The organism is Mycobacteroides chelonae (genome assembly GCF_016767715.1).
Classification (GTDB): Bacteria; Actinomycetota; Actinomycetes; order Mycobacteriales; family Mycobacteriaceae; genus Mycobacterium; species Mycobacterium gwanakae.
The window spans coordinates 31,189-54,494 of the sequence record NZ_CP050145.1 but is presented as its reverse complement, the minus strand read 5'-3'; the positions used below and the strand labels follow the sequence as shown (position 1 = coordinate 54,494).

General features: G+C 65.2%; 23 protein-coding genes and 1 tRNA gene. 13 read left to right on the top strand and 11 right to left on the bottom strand.

The window, feature by feature from the left end; genetic code table 11:
- Window positions 1-47 precede the first annotated feature (47 nt).
- From HBA99_RS00285 to HBA99_RS00265, 5 genes are all read right to left on the bottom strand, one after another.
- Complete coding sequence (locus tag HBA99_RS00285; RefSeq protein ID WP_005062633.1) at window positions 48-338, bottom strand: WXG100 family type VII secretion target; 291 nt, start codon at window positions 336-338, stop codon at window positions 48-50.
- Window positions 339-362: 24 nt separating this feature from the next.
- Window positions 363-656 carry a type VII secretion protein EsxS gene (locus HBA99_RS00280; RefSeq protein WP_030098163.1) on the bottom strand — a complete coding sequence of 98 codons (294 nt, stop codon included), beginning with the start codon at window positions 654-656 and terminating at the stop codon, window positions 363-365.
- A gap of 63 nt (window positions 657-719) precedes the next feature.
- On the bottom strand, window positions 720-2,237 hold the full coding sequence (locus HBA99_RS00275; RefSeq protein WP_070951742.1) for a PPE family protein: 1,518 nt from the start codon (window positions 2,235-2,237) through the stop codon (window positions 720-722).
- 4 nt (window positions 2,238-2,241) lie between these two features.
- Window positions 2,242-2,550, bottom strand: a complete 309-nt coding sequence (locus HBA99_RS00270) for a PE family protein (RefSeq protein WP_030095676.1) — start codon at window positions 2,548-2,550, stop codon at window positions 2,242-2,244.
- 425 nt (window positions 2,551-2,975) lie between these two features.
- On the bottom strand, window positions 2,976-3,557 hold the full coding sequence (locus tag HBA99_RS00265; protein WP_057966667.1) for a TetR/AcrR family transcriptional regulator: 582 nt from the start codon (window positions 3,555-3,557) through the stop codon (window positions 2,976-2,978).
- A 193-nt stretch (window positions 3,558-3,750) separates the two neighbouring features.
- Here HBA99_RS00265 and HBA99_RS00260 point away from each other — a divergent pair, with 193 nt between their 5' ends.
- Together HBA99_RS00260 and HBA99_RS00255 are read left to right on the top strand one after the other, a co-directional pair.
- Complete coding sequence (locus tag HBA99_RS00260; protein ID WP_070951743.1) at window positions 3,751-5,244, top strand: flavin-containing monooxygenase; 1,494 nt, start codon at window positions 3,751-3,753, stop codon at window positions 5,242-5,244.
- Window positions 5,241-6,311, top strand: a complete 1,071-nt coding sequence (locus HBA99_RS00255) for a DUF6670 family protein (RefSeq protein WP_070950353.1) — start codon at window positions 5,241-5,243, stop codon at window positions 6,309-6,311. The genes HBA99_RS00260 and HBA99_RS00255 overlap by 4 nt, the downstream gene beginning before the upstream one ends.
- Before the next feature lie 18 nt (window positions 6,312-6,329).
- Here the strand turns inward: HBA99_RS00255 and HBA99_RS00250 are convergent, their stop codons facing one another.
- From HBA99_RS00250 to HBA99_RS00235, 4 genes are all read right to left on the bottom strand, one after another.
- Window positions 6,330-6,767 carry a DUF350 domain-containing protein gene (locus HBA99_RS00250; protein ID WP_070931873.1) on the bottom strand — a complete coding sequence of 146 codons (438 nt, stop codon included), beginning with the start codon at window positions 6,765-6,767 and terminating at the stop codon, window positions 6,330-6,332.
- A 34-nt stretch (window positions 6,768-6,801) separates the two neighbouring features.
- Window positions 6,802-7,968, bottom strand: coding sequence for a glutathionylspermidine synthase family protein (locus tag HBA99_RS00245; protein WP_070951744.1), 1,167 nt, complete (start codon window positions 7,966-7,968; stop codon window positions 6,802-6,804).
- A complete protein-coding gene (locus HBA99_RS00240) occupies window positions 7,968-8,585 on the bottom strand; it encodes a hypothetical protein (RefSeq protein ID WP_030098151.1) in 618 nt (205 codons plus the stop codon). Before HBA99_RS00240 ends, HBA99_RS00245 begins: the two co-directional genes overlap by 1 nt.
- 242 nt (window positions 8,586-8,827) lie before the next feature.
- Window positions 8,828-8,910: transfer RNA gene (locus HBA99_RS00235), tRNA-Leu, on the bottom strand.
- Window positions 8,911-9,165: 255 nt separating this feature from the next.
- Between HBA99_RS00235 and HBA99_RS00230 the strand changes: the two genes are divergently transcribed.
- From HBA99_RS00230 to pknB, 7 genes are all read left to right on the top strand, one after another.
- Entirely contained in the window at window positions 9,166-10,521 is a 1,356-nt protein-coding gene (locus HBA99_RS00230; protein ID WP_030098150.1) for an FhaA domain-containing protein, read from the top strand.
- A 161-nt stretch (window positions 10,522-10,682) separates the two neighbouring features.
- Window positions 10,683-11,147: an FHA domain-containing protein FhaB/FipA gene (locus HBA99_RS00225; RefSeq protein ID WP_030098149.1), complete on the top strand. Its 465-nt coding sequence runs from the start codon at window positions 10,683-10,685 to the stop codon at window positions 11,145-11,147.
- A complete protein-coding gene (locus tag HBA99_RS00220; RefSeq protein ID WP_070951745.1) occupies window positions 11,144-12,658 on the top strand; it encodes a PP2C family protein-serine/threonine phosphatase in 1,515 nt (504 codons plus the stop codon). The genes HBA99_RS00225 and HBA99_RS00220 overlap by 4 nt, the downstream gene beginning before the upstream one ends.
- Entirely contained in the window at window positions 12,655-14,088 is a 1,434-nt protein-coding gene (locus HBA99_RS00215) for an FtsW/RodA/SpoVE family cell cycle protein (protein ID WP_057966662.1), read from the top strand. The genes HBA99_RS00220 and HBA99_RS00215 overlap by 4 nt, the downstream gene beginning before the upstream one ends.
- Window positions 14,085-15,599 carry a penicillin-binding transpeptidase domain-containing protein gene (locus HBA99_RS00210; protein WP_030098146.1) on the top strand — a complete coding sequence of 505 codons (1,515 nt, stop codon included), beginning with the start codon at window positions 14,085-14,087 and terminating at the stop codon, window positions 15,597-15,599. Before HBA99_RS00215 ends, HBA99_RS00210 begins: the two co-directional genes overlap by 4 nt.
- Entirely contained in the window at window positions 15,596-16,858 is a 1,263-nt protein-coding gene (locus HBA99_RS00205) for a serine/threonine-protein kinase (protein WP_030098145.1), read from the top strand. Before HBA99_RS00210 ends, HBA99_RS00205 begins: the two co-directional genes overlap by 4 nt.
- Complete coding sequence (gene pknB, locus HBA99_RS00200) at window positions 16,858-18,744, top strand: Stk1 family PASTA domain-containing Ser/Thr kinase (protein WP_057966661.1); 1,887 nt, start codon at window positions 16,858-16,860, stop codon at window positions 18,742-18,744. The genes HBA99_RS00205 and pknB overlap by 1 nt, the downstream gene beginning before the upstream one ends.
- Window positions 18,745-18,747: 3 nt before the next feature.
- On the opposite strand, the gene HBA99_RS00195 is transcribed toward pknB, so the two are convergent.
- Window positions 18,748-19,422, bottom strand: coding sequence for an aminodeoxychorismate/anthranilate synthase component II (locus tag HBA99_RS00195; RefSeq protein ID WP_057966660.1), 675 nt, complete (start codon window positions 19,420-19,422; stop codon window positions 18,748-18,750).
- A gap of 68 nt (window positions 19,423-19,490) precedes the next feature.
- The gene (locus HBA99_RS00190) at window positions 19,491-20,207 is read right to left on the bottom strand and encodes a DUF881 domain-containing protein (RefSeq protein WP_030098142.1); all 717 of its coding nucleotides are present in this window, start codon (window positions 20,205-20,207) and stop codon (window positions 19,491-19,493) included.
- A gap of 203 nt (window positions 20,208-20,410) precedes the next feature.
- Between HBA99_RS00190 and crgA the strand changes: the two genes are divergently transcribed.
- The 4 genes from crgA (at window position 20,411) to HBA99_RS00170 (ending at window position 23,303) form a co-directional block, all read left to right on the top strand.
- Window positions 20,411-20,674 carry a cell division protein CrgA gene (gene crgA / locus HBA99_RS00185; RefSeq protein ID WP_005082859.1) on the top strand — a complete coding sequence of 88 codons (264 nt, stop codon included), beginning with the start codon at window positions 20,411-20,413 and terminating at the stop codon, window positions 20,672-20,674.
- A gap of 121 nt (window positions 20,675-20,795) precedes the next feature.
- Entirely contained in the window at window positions 20,796-21,218 is a 423-nt protein-coding gene (locus HBA99_RS00180; protein ID WP_070951747.1) for a PH domain-containing protein, read from the top strand.
- A gap of 58 nt (window positions 21,219-21,276) precedes the next feature.
- Window positions 21,277-22,176: a class I SAM-dependent methyltransferase gene (locus tag HBA99_RS00175; RefSeq protein ID WP_070951748.1), complete on the top strand. Its 900-nt coding sequence runs from the start codon at window positions 21,277-21,279 to the stop codon at window positions 22,174-22,176.
- A 161-nt stretch (window positions 22,177-22,337) separates the two neighbouring features.
- On the top strand, window positions 22,338-23,303 hold the full coding sequence (locus HBA99_RS00170; protein ID WP_070951749.1) for an SAM-dependent methyltransferase: 966 nt from the start codon (window positions 22,338-22,340) through the stop codon (window positions 23,301-23,303).
- The last annotated feature ends 3 nt before the right edge of the window (window positions 23,304-23,306 follow it).

The following is a 23,306-nucleotide window of genomic DNA, read 5'->3' as shown; positions in this document are numbered from 1 at the left end:
GAAACTCTTGAGAGTTTCTGGCCCTTATGCGAATTGCTAGCCGGCGTTTATGCGCCCCATTTGGCGCCTTCGGCCATGTCGCGGGCGTTCATCGACAAGGTGTTGGTTTCGTGGGTGGAGCCCATCGCGCGGTAAGCGCGGATGAGCTCTTCCATCGCGGTGTTCCACTGAGCCTGCCAAGCGGCCTGGCTCATCGAGGTATCACCGTGCCAGGCCGCCTGCAGGGAAGCCTGCTGGGCGGCCAGGTCAGCACCCAGGGCGGTCAGCACACCGGAATAGGTGTTCATCTCACCGGCATGGGCCAGCATCGCGGGGTAGTTGAAAGTAATCTGCGACATTTCTATCTCCTCAAAAGTCCGGTCTTAGACACCGACGTAACGGCTGGCGGCGGCGGCATCCTCGGCCACATAGGTGGCGGCGGCATCACCAAGGTTGATCTGCGCGATATCGAGCAGCGCGTTGACCTTCGCGGCGACCTCCACGAACCGGGCGTGCGCGGCCTGGAAAGCCACCGAAGACTCACCGACATGGAACGCCTGCGCCGACAACGCCGCCGACTCCGCCTGCGAGATCGTCGAACGCATCAGAGCAGTCTTAGCACCAAAGGTGCCCTCCGCAGCCACCAGGGCCGGAATGTGCGCATCAAGCAAACTCATTGTTCCTCCTGAATTGTGTTGTGTTGCATGTGATTCAAATGGTCAGTGAAGTGGGGCGGCCGGTCAGCTGCTGGACCCCCCTTCGGCGGGTCCGTCAGGTTCGGCTCCCCACGTGGTGGGGATCATGGGCATGGTGCGCGTGCCGTCCATGCTCTCCGAGGCGGTCTCGCGTTCGATCAGACCGGCCGCGCTGGTGCTCGAGGTACTCCTGGACACGGTCCCGGAAAAGCCGAGCTGGCCAGTGCCGCGAGAAGAAGCCCCCACGCCAGCGGGCTGACGATCTGCCGGTTCCGAAAAGTCCGGGTCCACGGTGGAATTCATGTCCATGAACTGCGGGGCCGGATCTTTGATCCGCGCCGCGCGCTTGCGGCGGGCACGTGAACGCGCCGACGCGGCCGCTGCGGCCGCTGCGGAGATCCCCGCTGCCGGCGCCTTGGCACCTGCACCTTCATTCAATGTCGGCCCAAACCGCGCCGCCGGCGGATCCTCCTGCACCGCGTACACCATGTATGCGGGAGTGGCGGCCACCGGAGCCGGTGATGTGGACGTGGGTGCACTGGAAGTCGTTGGGGCGGAGGATGAGCCGCCCGGCATCGACTGCCCCGACGGCACCTGCGCGAGCTGTAGATCCTGTTGGAGGTTGCGGCGCTCGATCCGTGCAGGCTCGCGGCCGGGCTCGTCCTCATGCCCGGGCTCTTCGATACCGGCGGGCGGAACCAGGGCTGAAAGAGCGAGTCCGAGCACAATCGGCAGCCAGGCCGGCGCCGAAAGCACAATGCCCCAGAAGGTGAACCCGAAGGGAATGAAGAACGCCTCGTACGCGATGAAGAACAACAGTGGGAACCACGCGAAGAACGCAGCGATCGGGTTCTTCATGAAGTCTTCGATCATGTCCTGGAGCGTGCCGAGCGGATTGGTCATGAACCGCATGAGCTGGTCGATCATGTTGTTGCTGTTATCCAGCGCGGTACCGGATTCGAGGGCTTGCGGTTGCGCCGCCATCGAGGTCATATCAGCGGACATCCGCGACATTTCCCCGCCCGGAGCCATGATCATCGGCGCGGGTGTCGTCGGCGCGACCGACGCCACAGCGGCCGTGGAAACCCCTTGGTAGACGCCCATGGTGGTGGCGGCCTGGACCCACATCCGGATGTAGTCGGCCTCATTGAGCGCGATCGGAATGGTGTTGATACCCAGGAAATTGGTGGCCAATAGCACGCCGTGAATCATGTGGTTGGCCGCCAGCTCGGCCAGCGTCGGCATCGCGGCCAGAGCCGTCGTGTAGGCGGCGGCGGCCGTCTCCTGCAGCACGGCATTGGTGGCGCTCAGCGCGCTCTGCTGGGTCAGCCAGGCCAGATACGGTGCGTGGCTGACGACGTACTGGGTGGCGCTGGGCCCCTGCCAGGGCCCGGCGTTGGTGGCAGCGAGCAACTGCGTCAACTCCGTTGCGGCAGTGGTGTATTGCACCGAGAGTGCCTGCCACTGAGCGGCTGCCGCCAACAGTGCTCCCGGCCCGGGTCCAGCGCTCAGTAGCGCCGAGTGGACCTCGGGAGGGAAAGCCATCCAGATGGGGGCAGACAATGAACTACCCCCGCGCGATCATGTACGTTGCCGCGGCCTGCATATCCCCGGTGGTGTAGCTGGCCGCGGACTCCGAAACACCCAGCCCGGCCCGGCCCAGCTCCTCAACAGCCAGCGCCGCCACCCCGGTGTGTTCCACACCGCGGGCACTGAAACCGGCCGCGGTCTCCAACGACACCGGATCGGCCGCCGGCGGTACCACCGCACCGATCACCGGCGCGGCAGCAGCATGTGCGGCCGCCAGACGCGCGGTCAGCGCCTCCACCGCAGCACTGGTGGCAAGCAGACCTTCCGGAATGACATTCAGATTCATCGTGGGTACTCCCTTCCCTGAGCAGCATGCTCACTGATGAGCGAAGACGCGGCCTGGGCGCATCTGCGCGCATCGGCACGAGGAAACGTCCTCACCTGCAGGCGATTTGAAGTAGCTGTAAAGATCATTGGTGATCGACCAACCCTGCGAATCGATGACCGCATAAAGGGAAGTTAGCATCGCCTAACACTGTTGTCGATAGTTCGCTCAATGCTTATTCACTAGTGCTGAGCTGTTTCAATTAGAAACTTATAGGTTGCTGAGATCGGTATTCGGCCCCATTGACGCCCCGCGCTTGGGTGTGAACTGCGCTTATTACGCCCTCGGTCTAGAAAAATCTCTTTAGTGCGCTAACGGCTTGGGCTTCGCGAATCACCGGACCACTGTGGCGCAAGTCACTAGCAACGACGCCTCCGGCGTTGGGATCACCCAACCGGACGGTCGGACAGTGCCGAGAGAACTCTGCGTGCACGCGCCGCCATCTCATCAGCCGACCGCTCGGGGTGGTGCCACCACCACTGCACCAAGGCCGAAACCATGTTCTCCCAGACCAGAGTCGCGGCCGACAGGTCATCCTCATCACTCAGGCCCAAGGCACCGAGCGCCTCCGTCACCGCCGCTGCGGCCTGTTCACGCAGTACGGTTCGCTGGCGCCTAGCCGCATCCCGGGCTCGTCCGCGGGGCACTGTTCTGTCGTAGAGAACCGGCCAGTCGCTGCGCCGGTCCTCCAAGGTGGCGAAGATCGCCGTCAACACCGATTCAGCGACCTCCTTACCCGCGGACGATCCGGACAGCGCACCGCCGATTGCCGCGGCCAGCCGCTCCCCGGCCCTTTCGACACACGCGACGTAGAGATCTTCTTTGGACCCGAAATAGGCCAATACGAGGGCTTTCGATACCCCGGCACGGGCAGCGATCCCGTTCATGCTCGACGCCACGAAGGTCGATTCCCCGAACTCGTCCGCGGCGGCAGTCAAGATCCACTGCTCCCGCTCCTGCCGGGGCATTCCCTTGCTGCCGGACCGGACGGGTTGCACGCGTATGACGGTAGCGGAGTGCCCTCGCACGTTCCTGACGCATGCCACCTGTGCTCGCGATTCACACCAACGAAGGGATTGACCGCACGGTCACTTAGTCATATATTACCGAGCGGTCAATTCGTGACGCCGAAAGCCGTCGCAACGCAGAGAGGCGGTTGAAATGACATCAGTAGCGATCATCGGTGCGGGTTTCTCGGGCCTGGCAGCAGCCATCGAGCTCCTTGCCGCAGGCCACGACGTCATCCTCTACGAGCGAGCCGAAGACGTCGGCGGCGTCTGGCGCGAGAACACCTACCCGGGCGCGGCCTGCGACGTACCGTCTGCCTATTACTGCTTTTCCTTCGACCCGCACCCCCGCTGGTCACGGCGGTATGCCCCGCAACCCGAGATTCTGAAGTATCTGCGCACGGCAGCGGACAAGTACGGGGTGCGCGAGCGAATTCGCTTTGGCACCGCCATCGTGTCCGCGTCCTTTGATGCGGACGCCGGCCGATGGTGTCTCGAGTCTTCCCACGGTGACCGCTTCTGGGCCGACATCCTCGTGCCTGCCGTCGGGCAGCTGTCACGACCCACGCTCCCGGAAATCCCGGGGCGTGAATCCTTCGCCGGCCCCTCGTTCCACTCCGCCCAGTGGGATGACACCGTGTCCCTTGCCGGAAAACGCGTCGCCGTCATCGGCACCGGCGCGAGCTCCATACAACTGGTGCCGGAGATCGCTCCGATCGTGCATTCTCTCAAGGTCTTTCAGCGCTCCGCGCCGTACATCGTGCCGCGCCCCGATTCGCCGCTCACGCGCCTGCACCATGTCCTGGCGTCTCGGATTCCCGCCACCCTGCGCGCGCAACGCCTGAGCTGGCAGGCACTCACCGAAGGATTCACCGGCGTGCTGCACTACTCGCCACTGTTATCGCGCGCCATGACCAGCATGTCCCGTGCCTTCATGCGATATCAGACCCGTGGCGACGCGGAACTTTTCGGCAAGGTCTGGCCGGACTACCCGTTGGGATGCAAACGGGTGCTGTTCTCCAACACCTATCTGCCCGCCCTGCGCCGCGACAATGCCACGCTCATCACGGATTCGATCGCCGAGATCACTCCCCACGGAGTCTTATCCGCGACCGGCGAGCACCACGCCGCCGATATCATCATCTACGGAACGGGCTTCGCCGCAGGCGGTTTCCTCGATCATGTGACCATCACCGGACTCACCGGCACCGAGTTGCGTGAGCAATGGAGCCAGGGCGCGCGTGCCTATCTGGGTATGGCGGTCCCGGGATTTCCCAACATGTTCCTCATGTACGGACCGAACACAAACCTCGGGTCCGGTTCCATTGTGGCGATGCTCGAATGCCAGGCGGCATACATCCGCCAGGCCGTCGATGCCGTCGGCCCGGGTCTTGCCCTTGATGTCCATCCCGGCACCGAAGACGTGCACGACGCTGCGCTGCAGGCGCGTCTCGGCGGCGGTGTGTGGTCACGCTGCGAGAGCTGGTATGTGGGTCCCAACGGCCGGGTTACCACGAACTGGCCCGGTCTGGTCAGTGAATACCGGAGCCGCACCAAGGAATTCGCGATATCCGACTACCGTGTCCTACAGCCCGAATCCGGAAAACCGACTCGGCGTGCCGCAATGACCGACGGAGGGAATCGATGAACGGCCAGCCCATCTCCCGTGCACTGTCCCGCCTCATCGTGGACGGGCTCCTTCCCCGTATCGATCGCCGCCTCGAGGCGTCCCGAAAACCCTTCACCGACCAGTCCATCTTGCGACCGCACGCCAGTAGCGGCCCCTGGACGGCAACGCACTACGGCGTCTTCATCCCGGACCTGGACTCGCCGTATCGGTACCTGAACACCATGACCCTGATCGGCGCGATTGGCGCGGAACTGTTCGACAACGACTACCTGACCGTCGCCGATGCGCGGCATACCGCCACGGTCCTGTCCTCGACCGCATCCGGCGACCAGCATCACTACCGTGCCTACGACTCCCAGCGCGACTGCCTCTTCGCCCCAGATGGCAGCGTCTTGCGCTGGGGAGAGGACTTACAGATCGAGGTCGATCTCCCACGGGTAACCGTTCGCGGCCGTTACCAACACTTTTCAGCTGATATCGAGCTGACCGTCACCGATCAGGTCTCCTACTTCGTCAAGACCCCAATTTATGACCACCTGAGCCTGCTCGCCGAATACACGGGCGTCATCGCCGACGCGACGGGAGCGACGGCGATCAACGGACTCGGCACCTTCGAGTACGCACGGTTCCTCAGCCATCAGTCGCTCACGCGGCGGGCGCTGCCCAGCCAACTCAAACTTCCCATCGACTTCTTCACCTATCAGATCATCGATCTGGGTAATCGAACCCAGGTGCTGCTCACCGATGTCCGCGCCCGCGGTGCCATCGCCTGCCGGCTGGCGCATGTACGTGTCCTGGGCAAGTCCACCGAGGTGTACACCGATGTCCGAATGGACGTCACCGAATACCGAGAGAAGCCGACGATCGACGAGCAGGGGCGTTCCATGCGGCTCCCTCGCCGCCTGAACTGGACCGTCCGCGACGACCACGGACACCTTGTTCTCGCTGTCGACGGGCTCGTCGACTCACCTCTGCGCTACGGCCATGGCCGGGGCTACGTGGGTGCCTACAGCTATACCGGTGAATACCAAGGTAATCCGGTAGGCGGTTCGGCCTACATGGAGTGGGTGGACACCGCGCGATAGGTGGCCCGCGGGTACGGACTACAGAATCGCGGCGGCGATGATCAGACCCACGGCCACGTAAGCCGCGGCGACGACGAGGGTCGCGGGTGCGAACCTCCTGTGCGCCAGCAGGTCTCCCACATCCAGACCCACCGCCCACTCGATCAACCTGATGCAGATCGTCTGGGCCGCGATACCGATAAGCCCGAATACCAACGCGCGCACCAGGCCCTCGGTGATGTTTCCCGAGGCCGTGTAGATCGCCAGCACGATCACGAATGCCTGTGAGAGAAGTCCCGCTGCGGTAATCACGGCAGCGTTGGGCAATCCCGCGCGGACCATCTGGCGCAGCGGGCCCGGAGTCGTCCAGTCCAGCACAAAGAATCCGATGACCATCAACGCGAAACCGACAGCCGCGTAAAGCCAGATCGCGGCCGCTCCATGAGCGACTATCGACCAGTACCCTGCTGCGCTCATGGTTGCCGTCCCCATCTCTCGTGTTCGGGTGTCGCTACTGAGGTGATATCCGGTGTGGAATGAACGCGGCGCCGTCGTCGGTGATCAGGCCTGCGGTCTCCCGGATACCCAGCCCTGCCGATTCGTCGCCGACAATCCAGGCACCCAGGGCCGGCCTCATACCGTCGAACTCCGGCAACGGGTCCAGCAGCTGGTAGACATAGCCTTCCTCACCGTAGACGCCGCCGGTGGCCGTCTCATAGCCCGCTCCCACCACCGTGATGTTGGCACCTTCCCGGCCCAGTTTTGGCTTGCGGACGTACTCGGTCAGTTCGTGTGGGCTGTCGACGTAGGCCGGAAGCAGATTGGGGTGGCCGGGGTACATCTCCCACAGCACCGCCAAGATCGCCTTGTTGCTCAACAGCGCTTTCCACAGGGGTTCGATCCACAGCGTCTCGGGCAGCAGGTCCAGGGCATGGCGGCCGAAGTCGTCGTCGACGATCCACTCCCACGGATACAGCTTGAAGATCGATTCGATCGGCGCCTCTTCCAGATCCACGAGACGGTTCAGATCGTGATCCCAGCCGATGTCCTCGATCGGCAGGCCCACCGTGTTGATGCCGGCCTCCGCTGCGCATTCCTGGAGATAGGCCAGGGTGACGTTGTCTTCACCGCTCTGGTCCGCCGATGACCACGTGAAATGTGTTTCAGCACCGGCTAGTTGCTTGCCGATCTGTTTCCAGCGCGCGACTAGTTGTTCATGCAGAGAGTTCCATTGGTCGTCTTCGGGGAACACCTCTGTCTTCCAGTGCCACTGCAGGATCGAAGCCTCCAGCAGCGAGGTGGGGGTATCGGCGTTGTACTCCAAGAGAACCGGCGGCCGTCGGCCGTCATAACGAAGATCAAAGCGCCCGTAAAGGTGTGGATCTCTTCTGCGCCAAGATTTTTCGATGTGTTCCCATGTCCATTCCGGCAGCCCGAAGTCTTGGTAGCGCCCGGTGAGGACAACGTGCTCGACGGCGTCCAGGCACATGGAATGCAGTACTTCCACGATCGCCTCGAGGGAGAGCACCTCGTCCATATCGAAGACGTAGTGCACCGACTCGTCCCAATAGGGACGGTCGCTGCCGTCTGCCATCCGCGCCGGTGTGCCGTAGCACATTCCTTGGGAGGCCACGATTTCTTCCCAGCCCGCGCGGGGCCGCGCATGCTCACGGCGCATCAGCTTCCCGAACTTCCCGAGCTGCTGGATCCGAAGCCACCTCGCGAGACCGACGGAGACCGGGAAACACTGCCCGAGTTATCGGATTTGGTGAGGGTGGTGCCCGAACTGGTTTTGGCCCTCGTGCCCCTGGGCAGCTCCACACTGCCGCCGGTCGCGATGGTGCCGATACCTCGGTTGTGTCCGCCGTAGTAGTAGCGATAGGGCGAACCGGCGTAGATGAACACGCCGCCCGAGGACGAAGCGGTGCCCCGCTCGCAGTACTCCTCAGGGGCCACGACATTGGAGCCGTCCTGCACGCAGGTCGCCTCGATGTCGTCATCACGGTCGATCACCGCGTAACCCACCGCCACCACCGCCGCGATACCGGCGACCACCATCGAACCCATCAGGACGTGGTTGCGGGTCCGGCGCCGTTCCTCGGCCTTCTGAGCCTGAACCTCTGCGAGCCTGCGCTCGGCTTCGCGCGTCCGGCGCGCCTTGTCGCGGGCCCGTGACTCGGCGACGGTGGGCGGCCGCGGCAGGGTGATACCTGGCTCCTGCCAGCGAACGGCGCCGCGGACCGGTGGCGGCTCGCGGTGTTCAGATTCTTCGTCGCCTAAGGACGAATCGGGCATCTCTTCCCCCCTAGGACCCGAATCATAGGAAACACACTACGAATCAACTTACAGCAGCAGCCTCGAATGACGGCCTGTGCGGGAAACGTTGCAGCAAATACTCTGGCGCCAGCGTGCGGCACCCACGCCGACCGCCGTACGCGGCGGCTGCCCGAACCTGACGTCTCTACCAACAAACAAGAAGGCCGGAAACCCTCGGGTTTCCGGCCTTCTGTCGTTGGGCTTCTTGGCCCACTCACTTGTGGGCGAAGGGGGACTTGAACCCCCACGTCCCGAAGGACACTGGCACCTGAAGCCAGCGCGTCTGCCATTCCGCCACTCGCCCCAACGACCGCGAGAGCCTATCACGCTCCCGGCCTCATCTTGGAACCGCGAACAGCCCGCCAGAGCCCGCGCACACACGTCAATCCTCTCAAATGGCGAGCATAGAAGGCCTCTTGGTGCCAAGACGATGTCGTCTCGTAATAGAGGAGTGGGTGCCGACGATCATCAAACCGATACGATCTACTCGAGATCCGCTCGTGGCGGAGCGCTGTGTCATGCGCTCAGAACTGCCACGCGACCGCCGAAAGGAGGAGGCATGGGAATTGTCCAACGCTTCGAGCGCAAGCTAGAAGACGTGGTCGGCGATGCCTTCGCCCGCGTGTTCGGCGGCAGCATCGTCCCTCAGGAAGTGCAGGCCTCACTGCGTCGCGAGGCCGCCGACGGCGTCCGGTCAGCGGGCCAGGGACGGCTGCTGGCTCCCAACGAGTTCTTTGTTCTCCTCAGCACCGGAGATCACGAGAAGGCGGCCGACGACCGCGATCTCAACGCAGACACGTTCGCCGAACACCTGCGCGAATATATTCGCGATCAGGGGTGGCAAACGTATGGTGAAGTTGTTGTCCGATTCGAACAATCACCGAACTTGCACACCGGCCAGTTTCGCACGCGCGGTGTGGTCAATCCCGACACCAAGCGGGACCGTACGCACGGCGCCGTGACGACTGCCCCTTCGACCCCGGATCCACAACCAGGAGCATCCATGACTGACAACCCAGGTCCCCAGCAGGGACGCCCCGGCGAAGAGTACGGCCGAGAGGACGACCGCTACGGACGTCCCGAACAGGATCCACGTGGTCAGCAGCCTCCGCAGGGTGACCAGGGATACCCCCCGCGCCAGGGCGGCTATGGACAGGGCCAGCAGTACGGCCAGGACTACGGTCGTCCGCCGGCCGGCTACGAGCAGGGCGGCTACCAGCAGCGCCCGCCGCAGCAGGGCGGATACGACCAAGGCGGCCGTGGCGGCTACGAGCAGGGCGGCTACGGCGGCGGTCAGGAATACGGCCGTCCCCCGGCACCTCCGCAGCAGGGCGGCTACGGCGCCCCGCCGCAGCAGGGTGGATACGGCGAGCCTCCCCGTCCCAACTACGGCGAGTACGAGCAGGGTGGCGGCTACGGCGCACCGCAGGGTCCGCCTCCCGGCCAGGACTACGGCCGTCCCCCGGCCTACCCGCAGCAGGGTGGCTACGGTGCTCCGCCGCAGCAGGGCGGATACGGATCACCTCAGGGTGGTTACGGCGAGCCCGAGTACGGCGACTACGAGCACGGCGGCTATCAGAGCAGCCCCGACTACGGCGCCCCCACTGGAGGCGGTGCCGGTGCCGGTCGCACCACCGTCACGCTGCAGCTGGACGACGGCAGTGGACGCACGTACCAGTTGCGTGAGGGCACCAATGTGATCGGCCGTGGTCAGGACGCCCAGTTCCGTCTGCCCGATACCGGTGTCTCACGCCGCCACCTCGAGGTGCGCTTCGACGGGCATGCCGCGCTGCTGTCGGACCTGAATTCGACCAACGGCACCACCGTCAACAACGCACCGGTCACCGAATGGCAGTTGGCCGACGGCGACATCATCCGGCTGGGCCACTCCGAGATCATCGTTCGGGTCCAGTAGGGGGCAGGAGAACCGCACCCACAACGCCGCGCTCGACACAGGCTGCACGTATCGAGCCCCGGCGGGTAACCCGGCCAAGTATCGTTGCCCTGCCGAATATGTCCGGTCTTCCGGACACCCTCGCCGAGGCGCGATGGACCAGCGAGAGGAACGACAACCGGATGCAGGGACTGGTGCTCCAGCTCACCCGCGGTGGGTTCCTGTTGCTGTTGTGGGTGTTCATCTGGTCGGTGCTGCGCATACTGCGGACCGATATCTACGCCCCCACCGGTCAACTGATGGCCAATCGTGGTTTGAACCTGCGTGCGATCAGTCCCGCGAAGGCGGGCCGGCGGCAGATGCAGTACCTGTTGGTGACCGAGGGCGCCCTGGCCGGCACCCGGATCACCCTAGGCACCCAGCCCATTTTGATCGGCCGGGCGGACGACTCAACACTGGTGCTCACCGACGATTACTCGTCGACGCGGCACGCGCGGCTATCGCCACGCGGGGCCGATTGGTACGTCGAGGATCTAGGATCGACCAACGGCACATATCTGGATAGGGAGAAGGTGACGACGGCGCTGCGGGTTCCCCAGGGGACGCCGGTACGGATCGGTAAGACAGTGATCGAGCTGCGCTCGTGACACTGGTGCTTCGCTACGCAGCGCGTAGCGACCGCGGACTTGTGCGGTCGAACAACGAGGACTCCGTCTATGCCGGTGCCCGCCTCTTGGCATTGGCCGACGGCATGGGCGGTCATGCCGCCGGTGAAGTCGCCTCACAGCTGGTCATCGCGGCGTTGGCCCCACTCGACGACGATGAGCCCGGCGGCGATCTGCTCGATACGCTGGCCGACGCGGTGCACTCCGGTAACGCGGCGATCGCCGACCATGTGCGCGCCGAGCCCGAGCTCGACGGCATGGGCACCACGCTGACGGCTTTCCTGTTCACCGGCAAGCGGCTGGGCATGGTGCATATCGGCGACTCACGCGCATACCTGATGCGTGATGGCGAGCTGGCGCAGATCTCCAAGGACGACACCTTCGTCCAGACCCTTGTCGACGAGGGTCGCATCACTCCGGAACAGGCACACAACCATCCGCAGCGCTCGCTAATCATGCGCGCGCTCACCGGCGCACCGGTCGAGCCCACTCTCGTGATCCGTGAGGCGCAGGCGGGTGACAGGTACCTGCTCTGTTCGGACGGACTGTCCGATCCGGTGAGCCACGAAACCATCGCCGAGGCGTTGGAGATCCCCGATGTCTCCGCCGCCGCCGATCGGCTCATCGAGCTGGCGCTGCGCAGCGGTGGACCCGACAACGTCACCGTCGTCGTCGCCGATGTCGTGGAGCTGGACTACGGACAAACCCGCCCGATCGTGGCGGGGGCGATATCCGCCGATTCAGACACCGACACCCCTCCGCCGAACACTGCCGCCGGACGGGCCGCCGCCATCCAGCGCGCCCTCAAAGAACCCGAGCCCACTCCGGACGAATCCGATAGTGACACAACCGATTCCGAAGCCACACGGCCCAAGAAACGTCGGCTCCGCTGGCTGATCGCGGCGGTGCTCGTGGTGTTGATCGCGCTGGCCGGTCTGGCGATCGGCCGCCGCGTAGTGCTCAACAACTATTACGTGAGCGCCTACGAAGGCAACGTCTCCATCATGCAGGGCGTCCAGGGCTCGCTCCTGGGTTATCGGCTGCAGCGGCCGGACCTCGTGGGTTGCCTCGACAGCCGGGGCGACCTGTCGCTGGTGAGTTACGGCGAGTCCGCATCCAGCCTGTCCTGCAAGTACTTCAAGGTGTCCGATCTGCGTCCGTCGGAGCGTCAGCAGGTCGAAACCGGCCTACCCGGCGGCACTCTCGACCAGGCCATCGGCCAGCTACGTCAGCTCACCAAGAGCGCGTTGCCCCCCTGCGCACCCCCCGCACCCAAGACGGCGCCGCCCGCACCGACCACCGCGGGTCGCTCCCCGTCCGCCACGTCCGGATCCCCCACGACGACGGCCACAACCACGCGGCCGTCGCCCGCGCCCACGTCTCCGGCGACGCCCGGCGCAAGCACCACGCAGACCACAACATCCACCCCCGCGCCGGCGCCACTGCCGGCGCCACCACAAGAGCCGGGCGTCACCTGCCGGACCGTGTCATGACGACGGCGCCCCAAACCGCTGTAGTGGCCCGTGGGGCAGGCACCTCGCCACCGCCCCAATCCACACGACGTAGCGCGGAATTGGGGCTCCTCGGGTTCGCCGCGGCGATCACCACCGTGGCCCTGATCCTGGTCGAGGCCAACCTCGAGCGTGGTCTTTCCTGGGATCTACTGAAGTACGGTCTTGCGTACCTCGTCCTGTTTACGTTGGCGCATCTGGGAATCCGCCGTTACGCCCCCTACGCCGATCCGCTGTTGCTGCCGTGCGTCGCCCTGCTGAACGGCCTCGGGCTGGTGATGATTCATCGCCTGGACCTGGCGAAAGCGGCCGCCGGCGACGGCTCCGAGACTGTGGAAGCCAACGCGCAGGTGCTCTGGACGCTGGTGGGTGTCGCCGCGCTCGTCGGGATCCTGGCAGTCGTCAAGGATCACCGGGTGCTGGCACGGTACGGCTACACCTTCGGCATCGTCGGCATCGTCTTGCTGGCCATCCCCGCGCTGCTGCCGTCCTCGGCCTCGGAACGAAATGGCGCCAAGATCTGGATCGAATTGCCGTTCTTGTCGATTCAGCCGGCCGAGGCCGCCAAGATCCTGTTGCTGGTGTTCTTCGCGGCCTTCCTGATGACCAAACGCGACCTGTTTCGCACCGCCGGCCGCAGCTACTGGGGCGTGGAGTCACCCCGGGCCAGGGACCTGGGCCCGCTGCTCGCGGTGTGGGCAATCTCCGTGGGCGTCATGGTCTTTGAGAAGGACCTGGGTACCTCGCTGCTGCTGTACACCTCATTTCTGACGGTGCTGTACATCGCCACGGCACGGATCAGCTGGGTGCTGATCGGCCTGGGCCTCTTCGTCGTCGGCGCGTTCTTGGCGTACTTCTTATTCGCACATGTGCGCGTGCGGGTCGAAACCTGGCTCGACCCCTTCGCGGATGCGGACGGCAACGGCTATCAGATGATGCAGTCGCTGTTCAGCTTCGCCACCGGTGGCATCTTCGGCACCGGTCTCGGAAACGGTCAGCCGGGCACAGTTCCGGCCGCCTCAACGGATTTCATCATCGCCGCGATCGGTGAGGAACTCGGACTGGTCGGCCTGGCCGGAGTGCTGCTCGTGTTCACCATCCTCATCGTCCGGGGCTTCCGCACCGCACTGGCGGTGCGCGACAGCTTCGGCAAGCTGCTGGCCTCCGGCCTCTCGGCGGCGCTGGCGCTGCAGCTGTTCATCGTCGTCGGCGGCGTCACCAAACTCATCCCGCTGACCGGGCTCACCACGCCCTGGATCTCCTACGGCGGCTCGTCACTGGTGTCCAATTACGTGCTGCTGGCCATCCTGCTGCGCATCTCGCATATCGCCCGGCGACCGCTCACCACCACCTCCGCACCCAACGCCGCCCCCATCGCGGAGGCCCGGACGGAACTGATCGATCGCGTATGAACACATCGATCCGCCGGGTGTCTCTCGTCGTCATGGGACTGGTCGTGCTGCTGCTGGCCAATGCCACTCTCACCCAGGTGTTCACGGCACCGGGACTGCGCGCCGACCCCCGCAATCAGCGGGTGTTGCTCGACGAGTATTCGCGCCAGCGGGGGCAGATATCGGCAAGCGGGCAGTTGCTCGCCTCCTCGGTGGCCACCGACAGTCGCTTCCGGTTCCTGCGGCAGTACGCCGATCCTCTGGTGTACGCGCCCGTCACCGGTTTCTACTCGCTTAACTACTCCAGCGCCGGGCTGGAGCGCGCCGAGGACAGCGTGCTCAACGGATCCGATCCCCGGCTGTTCGGCCGCAGGCTCGCAGACTTCTTCACGGGTCGCGATCCGCGTGGCGGCAGCGTGGTCACCACCATCCGTCCCGATGTCCAGCAGGCCGCCTACGACGCCATGCAGCACGGCTGCAAGAACGGCTGCCGCGGCTCGGTGGTCGCGCTCGAGCCCTCCACCGGAAAGATCCTCGCGATGGTGTCGACGCCCTCCTACGACCCCAATCTGCTGGCCAGCCAGGACTCCGAGAAGGAGAACGCGGCCTGGAAGCAGCTGCAGGAAGACCCCGCCCAGCCGATGCTGAACCGCGCGATCTCGCAGACCTACCCACCGGGATCGACCTTCAAGGTCATCACCACCGCCGCGGCACTGGCCGACGGCAAGACCGTCAACACCGAGGTGACCGCGTCCCCAACCATCTTCCTGCCGGGTAGCAACGCAACCCTGGAGAACTACAACAGGACCTCCTGCGGCGGTGGCGACAACACCACCCTCAAGGAGGCGTTCGCGCGCTCCTGCAACACCGCCTTCGCCAAACTCGGATCCGAACAACTCAAGCGCGACAAGCTGGTCAAGGCCGCGCAAGCATTCGGACTCGACCACGAAATCGACGGCATCCCACTCCAGGTGGCTACTTCCACCGTCGGGTCGATGTCCGATGACGCGGCCGTCGCGATGTCGAGCATCGGGCAAAAGGACGTCGCGGTAACCCCCCTGCAGAACGCGATGGTCGCCGCGGCCGTTGCCAACAAGGGTGTGCTGATGCAGCCGCACCTGGTCGATAGCCTTAAGGGCCCAGACCTTTCGAATCTGTCCACCACCACCCCGGATGACATTGGCCAAGCCGTGACACCCGCTATCGCGAACACATTGACCGAACTGATGATTGCCTCAGAACAGCGCACCGCACAGACCGGAGCCATCCCCAGCGTGCAGATCGCATCCAAGACCGGCACCGCCGAGCACGGCACCGATCCGCGTAACACCCCACCGCACGCGTGGTACATCGCCTTCGCACCGGCATCGAGCACCACATCGGATCCTCAAGCCACGGTGGTCACCCCTAAGGTGGCCATCGCGGTACTCGTCGAAGATGGCGGAGACCGCGCCCTGGCGGCCACCGGCGGCTCCGTCGCCGCACCCATCGGGCGGCAGGTCATTGCCGCAGCACTACAGGGGGCCTCATGACAGTTCGTGTGGGAGAAACGCTTTCGGGCCGTTACCGGTTGCAGCGGCTCATCGCTACCGGCGGTATGGGCCAGGTCTGGGAGGGCACCGACAGCCGCCTGGGCCGCAAGGTAGCCGTGAAGGTGCTCAAGGCCGAGTTCTCGTCGGACCCCGAGTTCATCGAGCGGTTCCGTGCCGAGGCACGCACCGTGGCGATGCTCAACCATCCCGGCATCGCGAGCGTGTACGACTACGGCGAAACCGACATCGACAGTGAAGGCCGCACCGCCTACCTGGTCATGGAACTGATCCACGGCGAGCCGCTGAACTCCGTACTCAAGCGCACCGGCCGGCTGTCGCTGCGTCACTCGCTGGACATGCTCGAGCAGACCGGGCGTGCCCTGCAGGTCGCGCACGCCGCGGGCCTGGTGCACCGCGACGTGAAGCCGGGCAACATCCTGATCACGCCCACCGGGCAGGTGAAACTCACCGACTTCGGCATCGCCAAGGCCGTGGACGCCGCCCCGGTCACCCAGACCGGCATGGTGATGGGCACCGCCCAATACATCGCCCCCGAACAGGCCCTGGGGCACGACGCCACCCCCGCCAGCGATGTCTACGCACTGGGAGTTGTTGGCTACGAGGCAGTTTCGGGTAAGCGCCCGTTCTCGGGCGACGGCGCTCTGACGGTCGCGATGAAGCACATCAAGGAAACACCGTCACCGCTGCCCGCCGATCTACCCCCCAACGTGCGCGAGCTCATCGAGATCACGCTGGTGAAGAACCCGCAGAATCGGTACACCAGCGGCGGCCCGTTCGCCGATGCGGTGGCGGCGGTGCGTGCCGGTCGCCGCCCACCCCGGCCCAACCAGGCGCCGACCATCAGCAGGGCCACGCCGGCGGCCATCCCGCCCGCCACGCAGGTGCGACCCGCCGTGGGGACACCCAGCCGGGTTGCCCCGCCCACCTCCCGCACCCGACCGCCGACGGGCTCGCATCGGCCGCCACCGCCCCGGCGGGGCACGTTCTCACCCGGTCAGAAGGCCCTGATGTGGGCGGCCGCGGTGCTGGGCATCTTCGCGATCATCATCGCGGCGCTCATCCTGCTGCGAGCAAGTGAGCAGAAGAATGACGTGCCGCTCCCATCGGCGACGACGCCCAGCAGCGAGGCACCCTCAAGTCCGGCTTCAGCTTCGCCAGGAGCGCTTGCGCCAGCTAATATCGTGGCTCTGCTTCCGGTCGCCGAACCGGACCCGATCACTGGGACGAAATCACCGTAATGACCACTCCGCAGCACCTCTCGGACCGCTATGAGCTGGGGGAGATCCTCGGCTATGGGGGCATGTCCGAGGTTCACCTGGCGCGCGACCAACGGTTGAACCGTGACGTCGCGATCAAGGTGCTGCGCGCCGATCTGGCCCGGGACCCCAGCTTCTATCTGCGTTTCCGCCGGGAGGCGCAGAACGCCGCCGCACTGAACCACCCGGCGATCGTGGCCGTCTACGACACGGGCGAGGCCGAGACACCCACCGGGCCGCTGCCGTACATCGTCATGGAGTACGTCGACGGCATCACCCTGCGCGACATCGTCAAGGACGACGGCCCCATGCCGATCCGCCGGGCGATCGAGGTCATCGCCGACTCCTGCCAGGCGCTCAACTTCAGTCACCAGCACGGCATCATCCATCGTGATGTCAAGCCCGCCAACATCATGATCAGCAAGACCGGCGCGGTAAAGGTGATGGACTTCGGGATCGCGCGGGCCGTGTCGGACGCCGGCGTCAGCGTCACCCAGACCGCGGCGGTCATCGGGACCGCGCAGTATCTCTCGCCGGAACAAGCGCGCGGCGAAACCGTGGACGCACGTTCCGACGTGTACTCCCTGGGCTGCGTCCTCTACGAATTGCTGACCGGCGAGCCGCCTTTCGTCGGCGATTCACCTGTCGCGGTGGCCTACCAGCATGTGCGTGAAGATCCGGTTGCGCCCTCCAAGCACAACCCCGAGATTCCACCCGGCCTTGATTCGGTTGTGCTCAAAGCACTTTCGAAGAATCCCGACAACCGGTACCAGAACGCTGCCGAGATGCGCACCGACCTCATGCGGGTGTATCAGGGCGAGCAGCCGGAGGCCCCGAAGGTTCTCACCGACGCCGAGCGCAGCTCCATGCTCAGCACTCCCTCCAACACCAAGGCTTACCCGGCCTCCGGGCCGCAGACCAACCCGCTGCCCAGCCATTACGCAGAATCGCGGCGCAATCCACTGAGCCGCTGGCTGGTCGGACTTGCCGCACTGGTGGTGCTGACCGTGGTGGTCACCTTCGCCATCATCTTGGGCAACGGCCCCTCGCGTGATGTCCAAGTCCCCGACGTGACGGGCAAGTCCCAGGCCGACGCTGTCGCCGCCCTGCAGAACCTCGGGTTCAAGACCAAGATCCAGAAGAACACGAGCTCAAAGCTTGCTCCCGAGAGAGTCATCGACACCGATCCCGCGAAGGGTTCTACCGTGACGGCCGGTTCCGAGGTGACTCTGAACGTGTCCATCGGGCCGGAGAGCCAGCAGGTGCCCGATTGCCATGGCCTCAGCTTCGGCGACGCGGTCAAGAAGCTGCAGGCCGCCGGGTTCAAGGGCACCTTCACCCAGAGCGAGACCAAGTCGCTGCCCGAGGACAAGGGCCGGGTCATGGCCACCAACCCGCCGGCCGGACAGTATTCGGCGGTCACCAACAACATCACCATCGTTGTCGGTAAGGGACCAGGGGAGAAGCCGGCACCGGATCTCGTGGGCCAGAACATCGACGTCGCCATCAAGAACCTGCCCAACTACGGGTTTACCGCACCGCCCACTATCATCACCGTTCCCAGCCCCGAGTCGAAGGGGCAGATCCTGAGTATGAACCCGCCGGCCAACACGATGTTCCCTGAGGACGGGATCATCGAGATCCGGGTCTCCGGTGGCGGTCAGTTCCGGATGCCAAACCTCATGGGCAAGTTCTGGACCGATGCCGAGCCGCTGCTCTATCAGGCTGGGTGGCAAGGCGGAGGCCTCAGCACCGAAGACGTGCCCTCCGACGGCAACAACCGAGCTCGCGTGGTCTCGCAGGATCCGCCGGCCGGTGCCGGGGTCAACTACAACGGACCAATCAAGCTGCGCTTCGGCGCGGGCTAGACCTCAGCCGCCGAGGGCGCTCACGCGGCCGCTGACTCCGTCCAGCGCCGAGGCGACCTCTGCCTCGAGCGCGCACACCAGCGATTCATCAAGGGGCGCACCACAATAGGTGAGCCAGTTGGCCAGCATCCGGTGCCCGCCCTCGGTCAGGATCGACTCCGGGTGGAACTGCACCCCGTGAATCGGGTGTTCGGTGTGCATGACACCCATGATCACCCCGCTGGCGGTGCGGGCGATCACCCGAAGCCCCTCGGGCACGGTGTCAGGGAGGATCGTCAGCGAGTGGTACCTGGTGGCCGTGAACGGGTTTGGCAGCCCGCGCAGCACGCCAGCGTCTTCATGCTCGACAGTGCTCGTCTTGCCGTGCAACAACTCCGGTGCGCGGTCGACGGTGCCGCCGAACGCCACGCCGATCGCCTGGTGTCCCAGGCACACCCCGAGCAGCGGGGTGCCCGTTTTCGCGCAGGAATGCACCATCGCGATGGACGCGCCCGCGCTCTCTGGTGTACCGGGGCCGGGGCTAATCAGTACGCCGTCGAAGTCGGCGGCCACCGCATCGGTATCGGCCAGTCGCGGGTCGTCGTTGCGCCACACCGTCGCGTCCACGCCGAGCTGACCCAGGTACTGGACCAGGTTGAACACGAAGCTGTCGTAGTTGTCGACGACCAGGATGCGCACAGGTCAAGGGTACGGACCCGCACCAGCGGATTCCCAGCCGGTTTACCCGGACAGGTGCCGACGGATGTCTACCGGCCCTCCAGGGGAGCCGCACGGCCGGGCCCCACCGCATCCCGATATCCGGCCACTTCGAGGTGATGGCCGCGAGTCACCGTGTATCCCAAGCCAAATCGCGCGACGTACTGCCGGTACAGCGTTACCAGCGGAGCCGCGTCGAGTGCTGCCTGCATGGCATCGGCATCACCGATGGCCGTGATCACGTAGGGCGGGCTGTAGGTACGACCGTGCAGCAGCAGGGTGTTGCCGACACATCGCGGTACCGAGCTCGCGACCAGGCGCTGATCATCCTGCATCTGAATGGCCTCGGCGCCCGCACTCCACAAGGCATTGAGCACACCTTCGACATCCTGCTGGTGCACCACCAAGTCATCCGGTGACGCGTCGCGGGGGAAACGCCCGTACGCATCACGCTTGGCATCGGTCAGCGTCACCACCAGACCGGGGCCGGTGACGGGTTGGACGCCCGCGGCATCGGCCATCTCACCGGTTTCGGCGAGCGCCGCCGCCACCTGGCTGTCACCCCCGGCCGATTGTGCCCGCGCGGCAGCCATCTGATTCGCCAAGCCGTCACGGGTGGCGCTGAGTTTGTCGACGGACTTCTGCGTCTCGCGCACCAGATCCACCAACCGGGGCGCCGGAGAATCGCCCCGCCGGATCTCGTTGCCACCCGACACCGTGTGCGTCGCGGCCAGCAGAAAGCCCGCCAGCGCGCACACCAGGGGCACCCCGACCCGCCAGAGAAGGCCCCCTCGGGCGGAAGGGGCCGCCGGTTCGCGCTGGGGGCTGCCCTCGCTCCTGGGGGCCTCATCGGCGGTCACCAGAAGATTGTCGCAGCATCGCGCTGTAACCTGCGTAGGAACCCATGACGACTCCGGCCATGGCGACCCGTCGCCGTGCCGCCATATCCCAGATGCTTCCGAGGTAGTCGATGCCCAAGTCCAAGGTCCGTAAGAAGTCAGCGTTCAACGCGACCACCGTTAGCCGTACTCCGGTCAAGGTGAAAGCCGGTCCGTCGAGCGTCTGGTTCGTCGCGTTCTTCCTCACCCTCATGCTCATCGGCCTGGCCTGGCTGATGGTGTTCCAGCTCGCCGCACAGCACATCACCTGGATGCTGGATCTGGGGCCGTGGAACTACGCCATCGCGTTTGCCTTCATGATCACCGGACTATTGCTGACCATGCGGTGGCGGTGACACGAGACGAGAGGGAGCCCGGGCTGCCGTTGCCGGTCCGGTTAGCACCCGTTTCCATCGAGTCCACCCAAGAGACACCCAATCACAACGATGTGATTTATCCCCACTGTGGATAACGCCTGTGGATAAACCGACCGCATCCCCAGCCGAATGGGGCCCGAAACCAGCCGGTATCGCTGCCGCCGCCCTTGTGGGTGTCGCGTTCGGTATCGCCGTTTTCCTGGTCGCCGATGCGCCGGGGCGTCTGTTGGCCTCGGTGGCCGCGCTCGGTCTGCTGGGGTTCGCCGCCGTGTCCTGGCGGTGCCGTCCGAAACTGCGCATCGCCGACGAGGGTCTTGAGCTGCAAGGCCTGACCCGCCTCACGCTGCTACCCCGCGCCGCGGTGGACTCGGTGAAGATCAGCGAGTTCCGCCGACTGGGCCGACGCACCCGGCTGCTGGAGATCGAATCCGGAGATGACCTGATCGTCCTGAACCGTTGGGACCTGGGTACCGACCCCCGTGACGTGCACGAGGCACTGCGCGCCGCCCAGTATCGGGCGTGAACGCCGCAACGCGCGTATCGTTGCCTTAGGTAATTACTCCGAGGTAAGAGGCGGGCACATGACACGGACTGAGGGCGATCAGTGGGACATTGTCAGCAGCGTCGGTTTCACGGCCCTCATGGTGTCGTCGTTCCGCGCCCTGGAGACCACCCGATCTGAGCCACTCATTCGCGACGAGCACGCCCGCGCCTTCGTGGAGGCTTCGGGGGAGCCTCATCTCACCGAGGCCCTGGCCGCGCCGCGTCCCGAGTCCGAATGGGACGTGGCCACCACCTACCTGGTCAATCACCTGGCCGTCCGCACCAAATACTTCGATGAATTCTTCACCACTGCAACAGCTTCCGGTGTTCGACAGGTAGTAATCCTGGCCGCCGGACTGGATGCGCGGGTCTACCGGTTGCCCTGGCCGCACGGCACCGTCGTCTACGAACTGGACCAGCCGAAGGTCCTCGAATTCAAGGACCACGTCCTTGCCGAAGAGAACGCGGTCGCGCGGGCCGAACGGCGCGAAGTCGCCGCCGACCTACGCGATGACTGGATCGCCGCGCTGGAGGCCGAGGGCTTCGACGCGGGCAAGCCCACGGCCTGGCTCGCCGAGGGCTTGCTGGCGTACCTGCCGGGTGCCGCCCAAGACGCGTTGTTCGAGAAGATCACCGCCCATTCCGCCCCCGGCAGCTTCCTGGCCACCGAATGGCGCCGCCGCGTGGCCACCGCCGGCCAATGGCAGGACGCCGTGAACAAACTCAAGCCGGACTTTCTCCAGAACGTCAGCATCGGCGATCTGATCTATGACGATGAGCGCAAAGACCCGATCGAGTGGCTCGGCGAACATGGTTGGCACGTCGACGTCACCAACCGCCTGGAACAGGCTGCCGCCTATGGACGGCCCGCCCCCGAGGAGCACAGCGAAATCACCTCGCTGTGGTCGGACGCTTACTTCATCACCGCCACCCGCTAGGCCCTGCGCGCAAGGCACGCGGACCGACGCTGGGGTGGGACCTTCGGTCCCGTTTCGACTAAAGTTTCCCATGCAATCGATCACAAGGGTGCCGTCTGTACGAACAGGTCATTTGGCAAAGGCTTGTCGTTTGACGGTTGGGGGATTGAAAGCTGGACTTTATGCCAGGAGATGGGCATAGCAGCGGATTCGTCCGCCAGAGTATGCAGATCGGGCTGACGATCGCCGCGATGAAGGCGCTCGAGGTACGCCGCGCACAGCCGTTGCTGTTCGACGCGCACGCCCGGACCATCCTCGATGCCGTCGCTGATCCCCACACCCAAGCGCTCCTGGACGTCGGCCTTCATGAGAACCCGTCGACGGCGAATGAGCTGAGCACCCATCTGCTCGTCAACTACGTGGCGGCGATGTGCCGGTACTACGACGAATCCCTGCTCGCGTCCGTCACCAACGGGATCCGCCAGGTTGTGCTGCTGGCCGGGGGCCTCGATACCCGCGCCTACCGGCTCTCCTGGCCCGCGGGCACAGTCGTCTATGAGGTCGACTATGCCGAGGTCCTCACCGTCAAGATGAAGGCGCTCGACAACGCAGGAGCTGAGCCTCGTACCACACAGCGGATGGTCCTGTGTGGTCTGGGCGAGCAGTGGCAAGCGGAGCTGACGCTGGCCGGATTCGACCCAGACATCCCCACCGCGTGGCTCGCCGAGTGCGTCGTCTGCAACCTTCCCGGTGGCAGCCACGACACGATGTTCGAGCGGATCATCGAGATGTCGGCTCCGGGCAGCATCATCGCGACGGACAACGATCCGCTGGCCCCGTCCGGGCGGACATGGGGCGAGGCCGTGGACGCCGTCCTGCCGGACGCGCTTCGCGGCGCCGACTATTCGGCGCTGGCACATCGTGACGAACGCACCCATCCCGGAGACTGGCTCTCCGGGCACGGGTGGCTGACCCAGACGTACACGACACGTGAGCTCGCCGAGCGCTATGGCCGACCGTTCGGGAACGAGCTGGTGCCGGGTTTCGACGATCTCGCAGACCGTCGCTTCCTCACCGCGATGCTGCCGACCGATTACCTTGCGCATTCCACAGAATCGCCACTGAGTGACGGGCCGGCGGACCAGTGAGCT

What these genes read in the sequence shown, in the direction of transcription:
- HBA99_RS00285 (WP_005062633.1), bottom strand. Translation starts at nt 338, where the DNA reads ATGTCGCAGATTACTTTCAACTACCCCGCGATGCTGGCCCATGCCGGT.
- HBA99_RS00280 (WP_030098163.1), bottom strand. Translation starts at nt 656, where the DNA reads ATGAGTTTGCTTGATGCGCACATTCCGGCCCTGGTGGCTGCGGAGGGC.
- HBA99_RS00270 (WP_030095676.1), bottom strand. Translation starts at nt 2,550, where the DNA reads ATGAATCTGAATGTCATTCCGGAAGGTCTGCTTGCCACCAGTGCTGCG.
- HBA99_RS00265 (WP_057966667.1), bottom strand. Translation starts at nt 3,557, where the DNA reads ATGCCCCGGCAGGAGCGGGAGCAGTGGATCTTGACTGCCGCCGCGGAC.
- HBA99_RS00260 (WP_070951743.1), top strand. Translation starts at nt 3,751, where the DNA reads ATGACATCAGTAGCGATCATCGGTGCGGGTTTCTCGGGCCTGGCAGCA.
- HBA99_RS00255 (WP_070950353.1), top strand. Translation starts at nt 5,241, where the DNA reads ATGAACGGCCAGCCCATCTCCCGTGCACTGTCCCGCCTCATCGTGGAC.
- HBA99_RS00250 (WP_070931873.1), bottom strand. Translation starts at nt 6,767, where the DNA reads ATGAGCGCAGCAGGGTACTGGTCGATAGTCGCTCATGGAGCGGCCGCG.
- HBA99_RS00245 (WP_070951744.1), bottom strand. Translation starts at nt 7,968, where the DNA reads ATGCGCCGTGAGCATGCGCGGCCCCGCGCGGGCTGGGAAGAAATCGTG.
- HBA99_RS00240 (WP_030098151.1), bottom strand. Translation starts at nt 8,585, where the DNA reads ATGCCCGATTCGTCCTTAGGCGACGAAGAATCTGAACACCGCGAGCCG.
- HBA99_RS00230 (WP_030098150.1), top strand. Translation starts at nt 9,166, where the DNA reads ATGGGAATTGTCCAACGCTTCGAGCGCAAGCTAGAAGACGTGGTCGGC.
- HBA99_RS00225 (WP_030098149.1), top strand. Translation starts at nt 10,683, where the DNA reads ATGCAGGGACTGGTGCTCCAGCTCACCCGCGGTGGGTTCCTGTTGCTG.
- HBA99_RS00215 (WP_057966662.1), top strand. Translation starts at nt 12,655, where the DNA reads ATGACGACGGCGCCCCAAACCGCTGTAGTGGCCCGTGGGGCAGGCACC.
- HBA99_RS00210 (WP_030098146.1), top strand. Translation starts at nt 14,085, where the DNA reads ATGAACACATCGATCCGCCGGGTGTCTCTCGTCGTCATGGGACTGGTC.
- HBA99_RS00205 (WP_030098145.1), top strand. Translation starts at nt 15,596, where the DNA reads ATGACAGTTCGTGTGGGAGAAACGCTTTCGGGCCGTTACCGGTTGCAG.
- pknB (WP_057966661.1), top strand. Translation starts at nt 16,858, where the DNA reads ATGACCACTCCGCAGCACCTCTCGGACCGCTATGAGCTGGGGGAGATC.
- crgA (WP_005082859.1), top strand. Translation starts at nt 20,411, where the DNA reads ATGCCCAAGTCCAAGGTCCGTAAGAAGTCAGCGTTCAACGCGACCACC.
- HBA99_RS00175 (WP_070951748.1), top strand. Translation starts at nt 21,277, where the DNA reads ATGACACGGACTGAGGGCGATCAGTGGGACATTGTCAGCAGCGTCGGT.
- HBA99_RS00170 (WP_070951749.1), top strand. Translation starts at nt 22,338, where the DNA reads ATGCCAGGAGATGGGCATAGCAGCGGATTCGTCCGCCAGAGTATGCAG.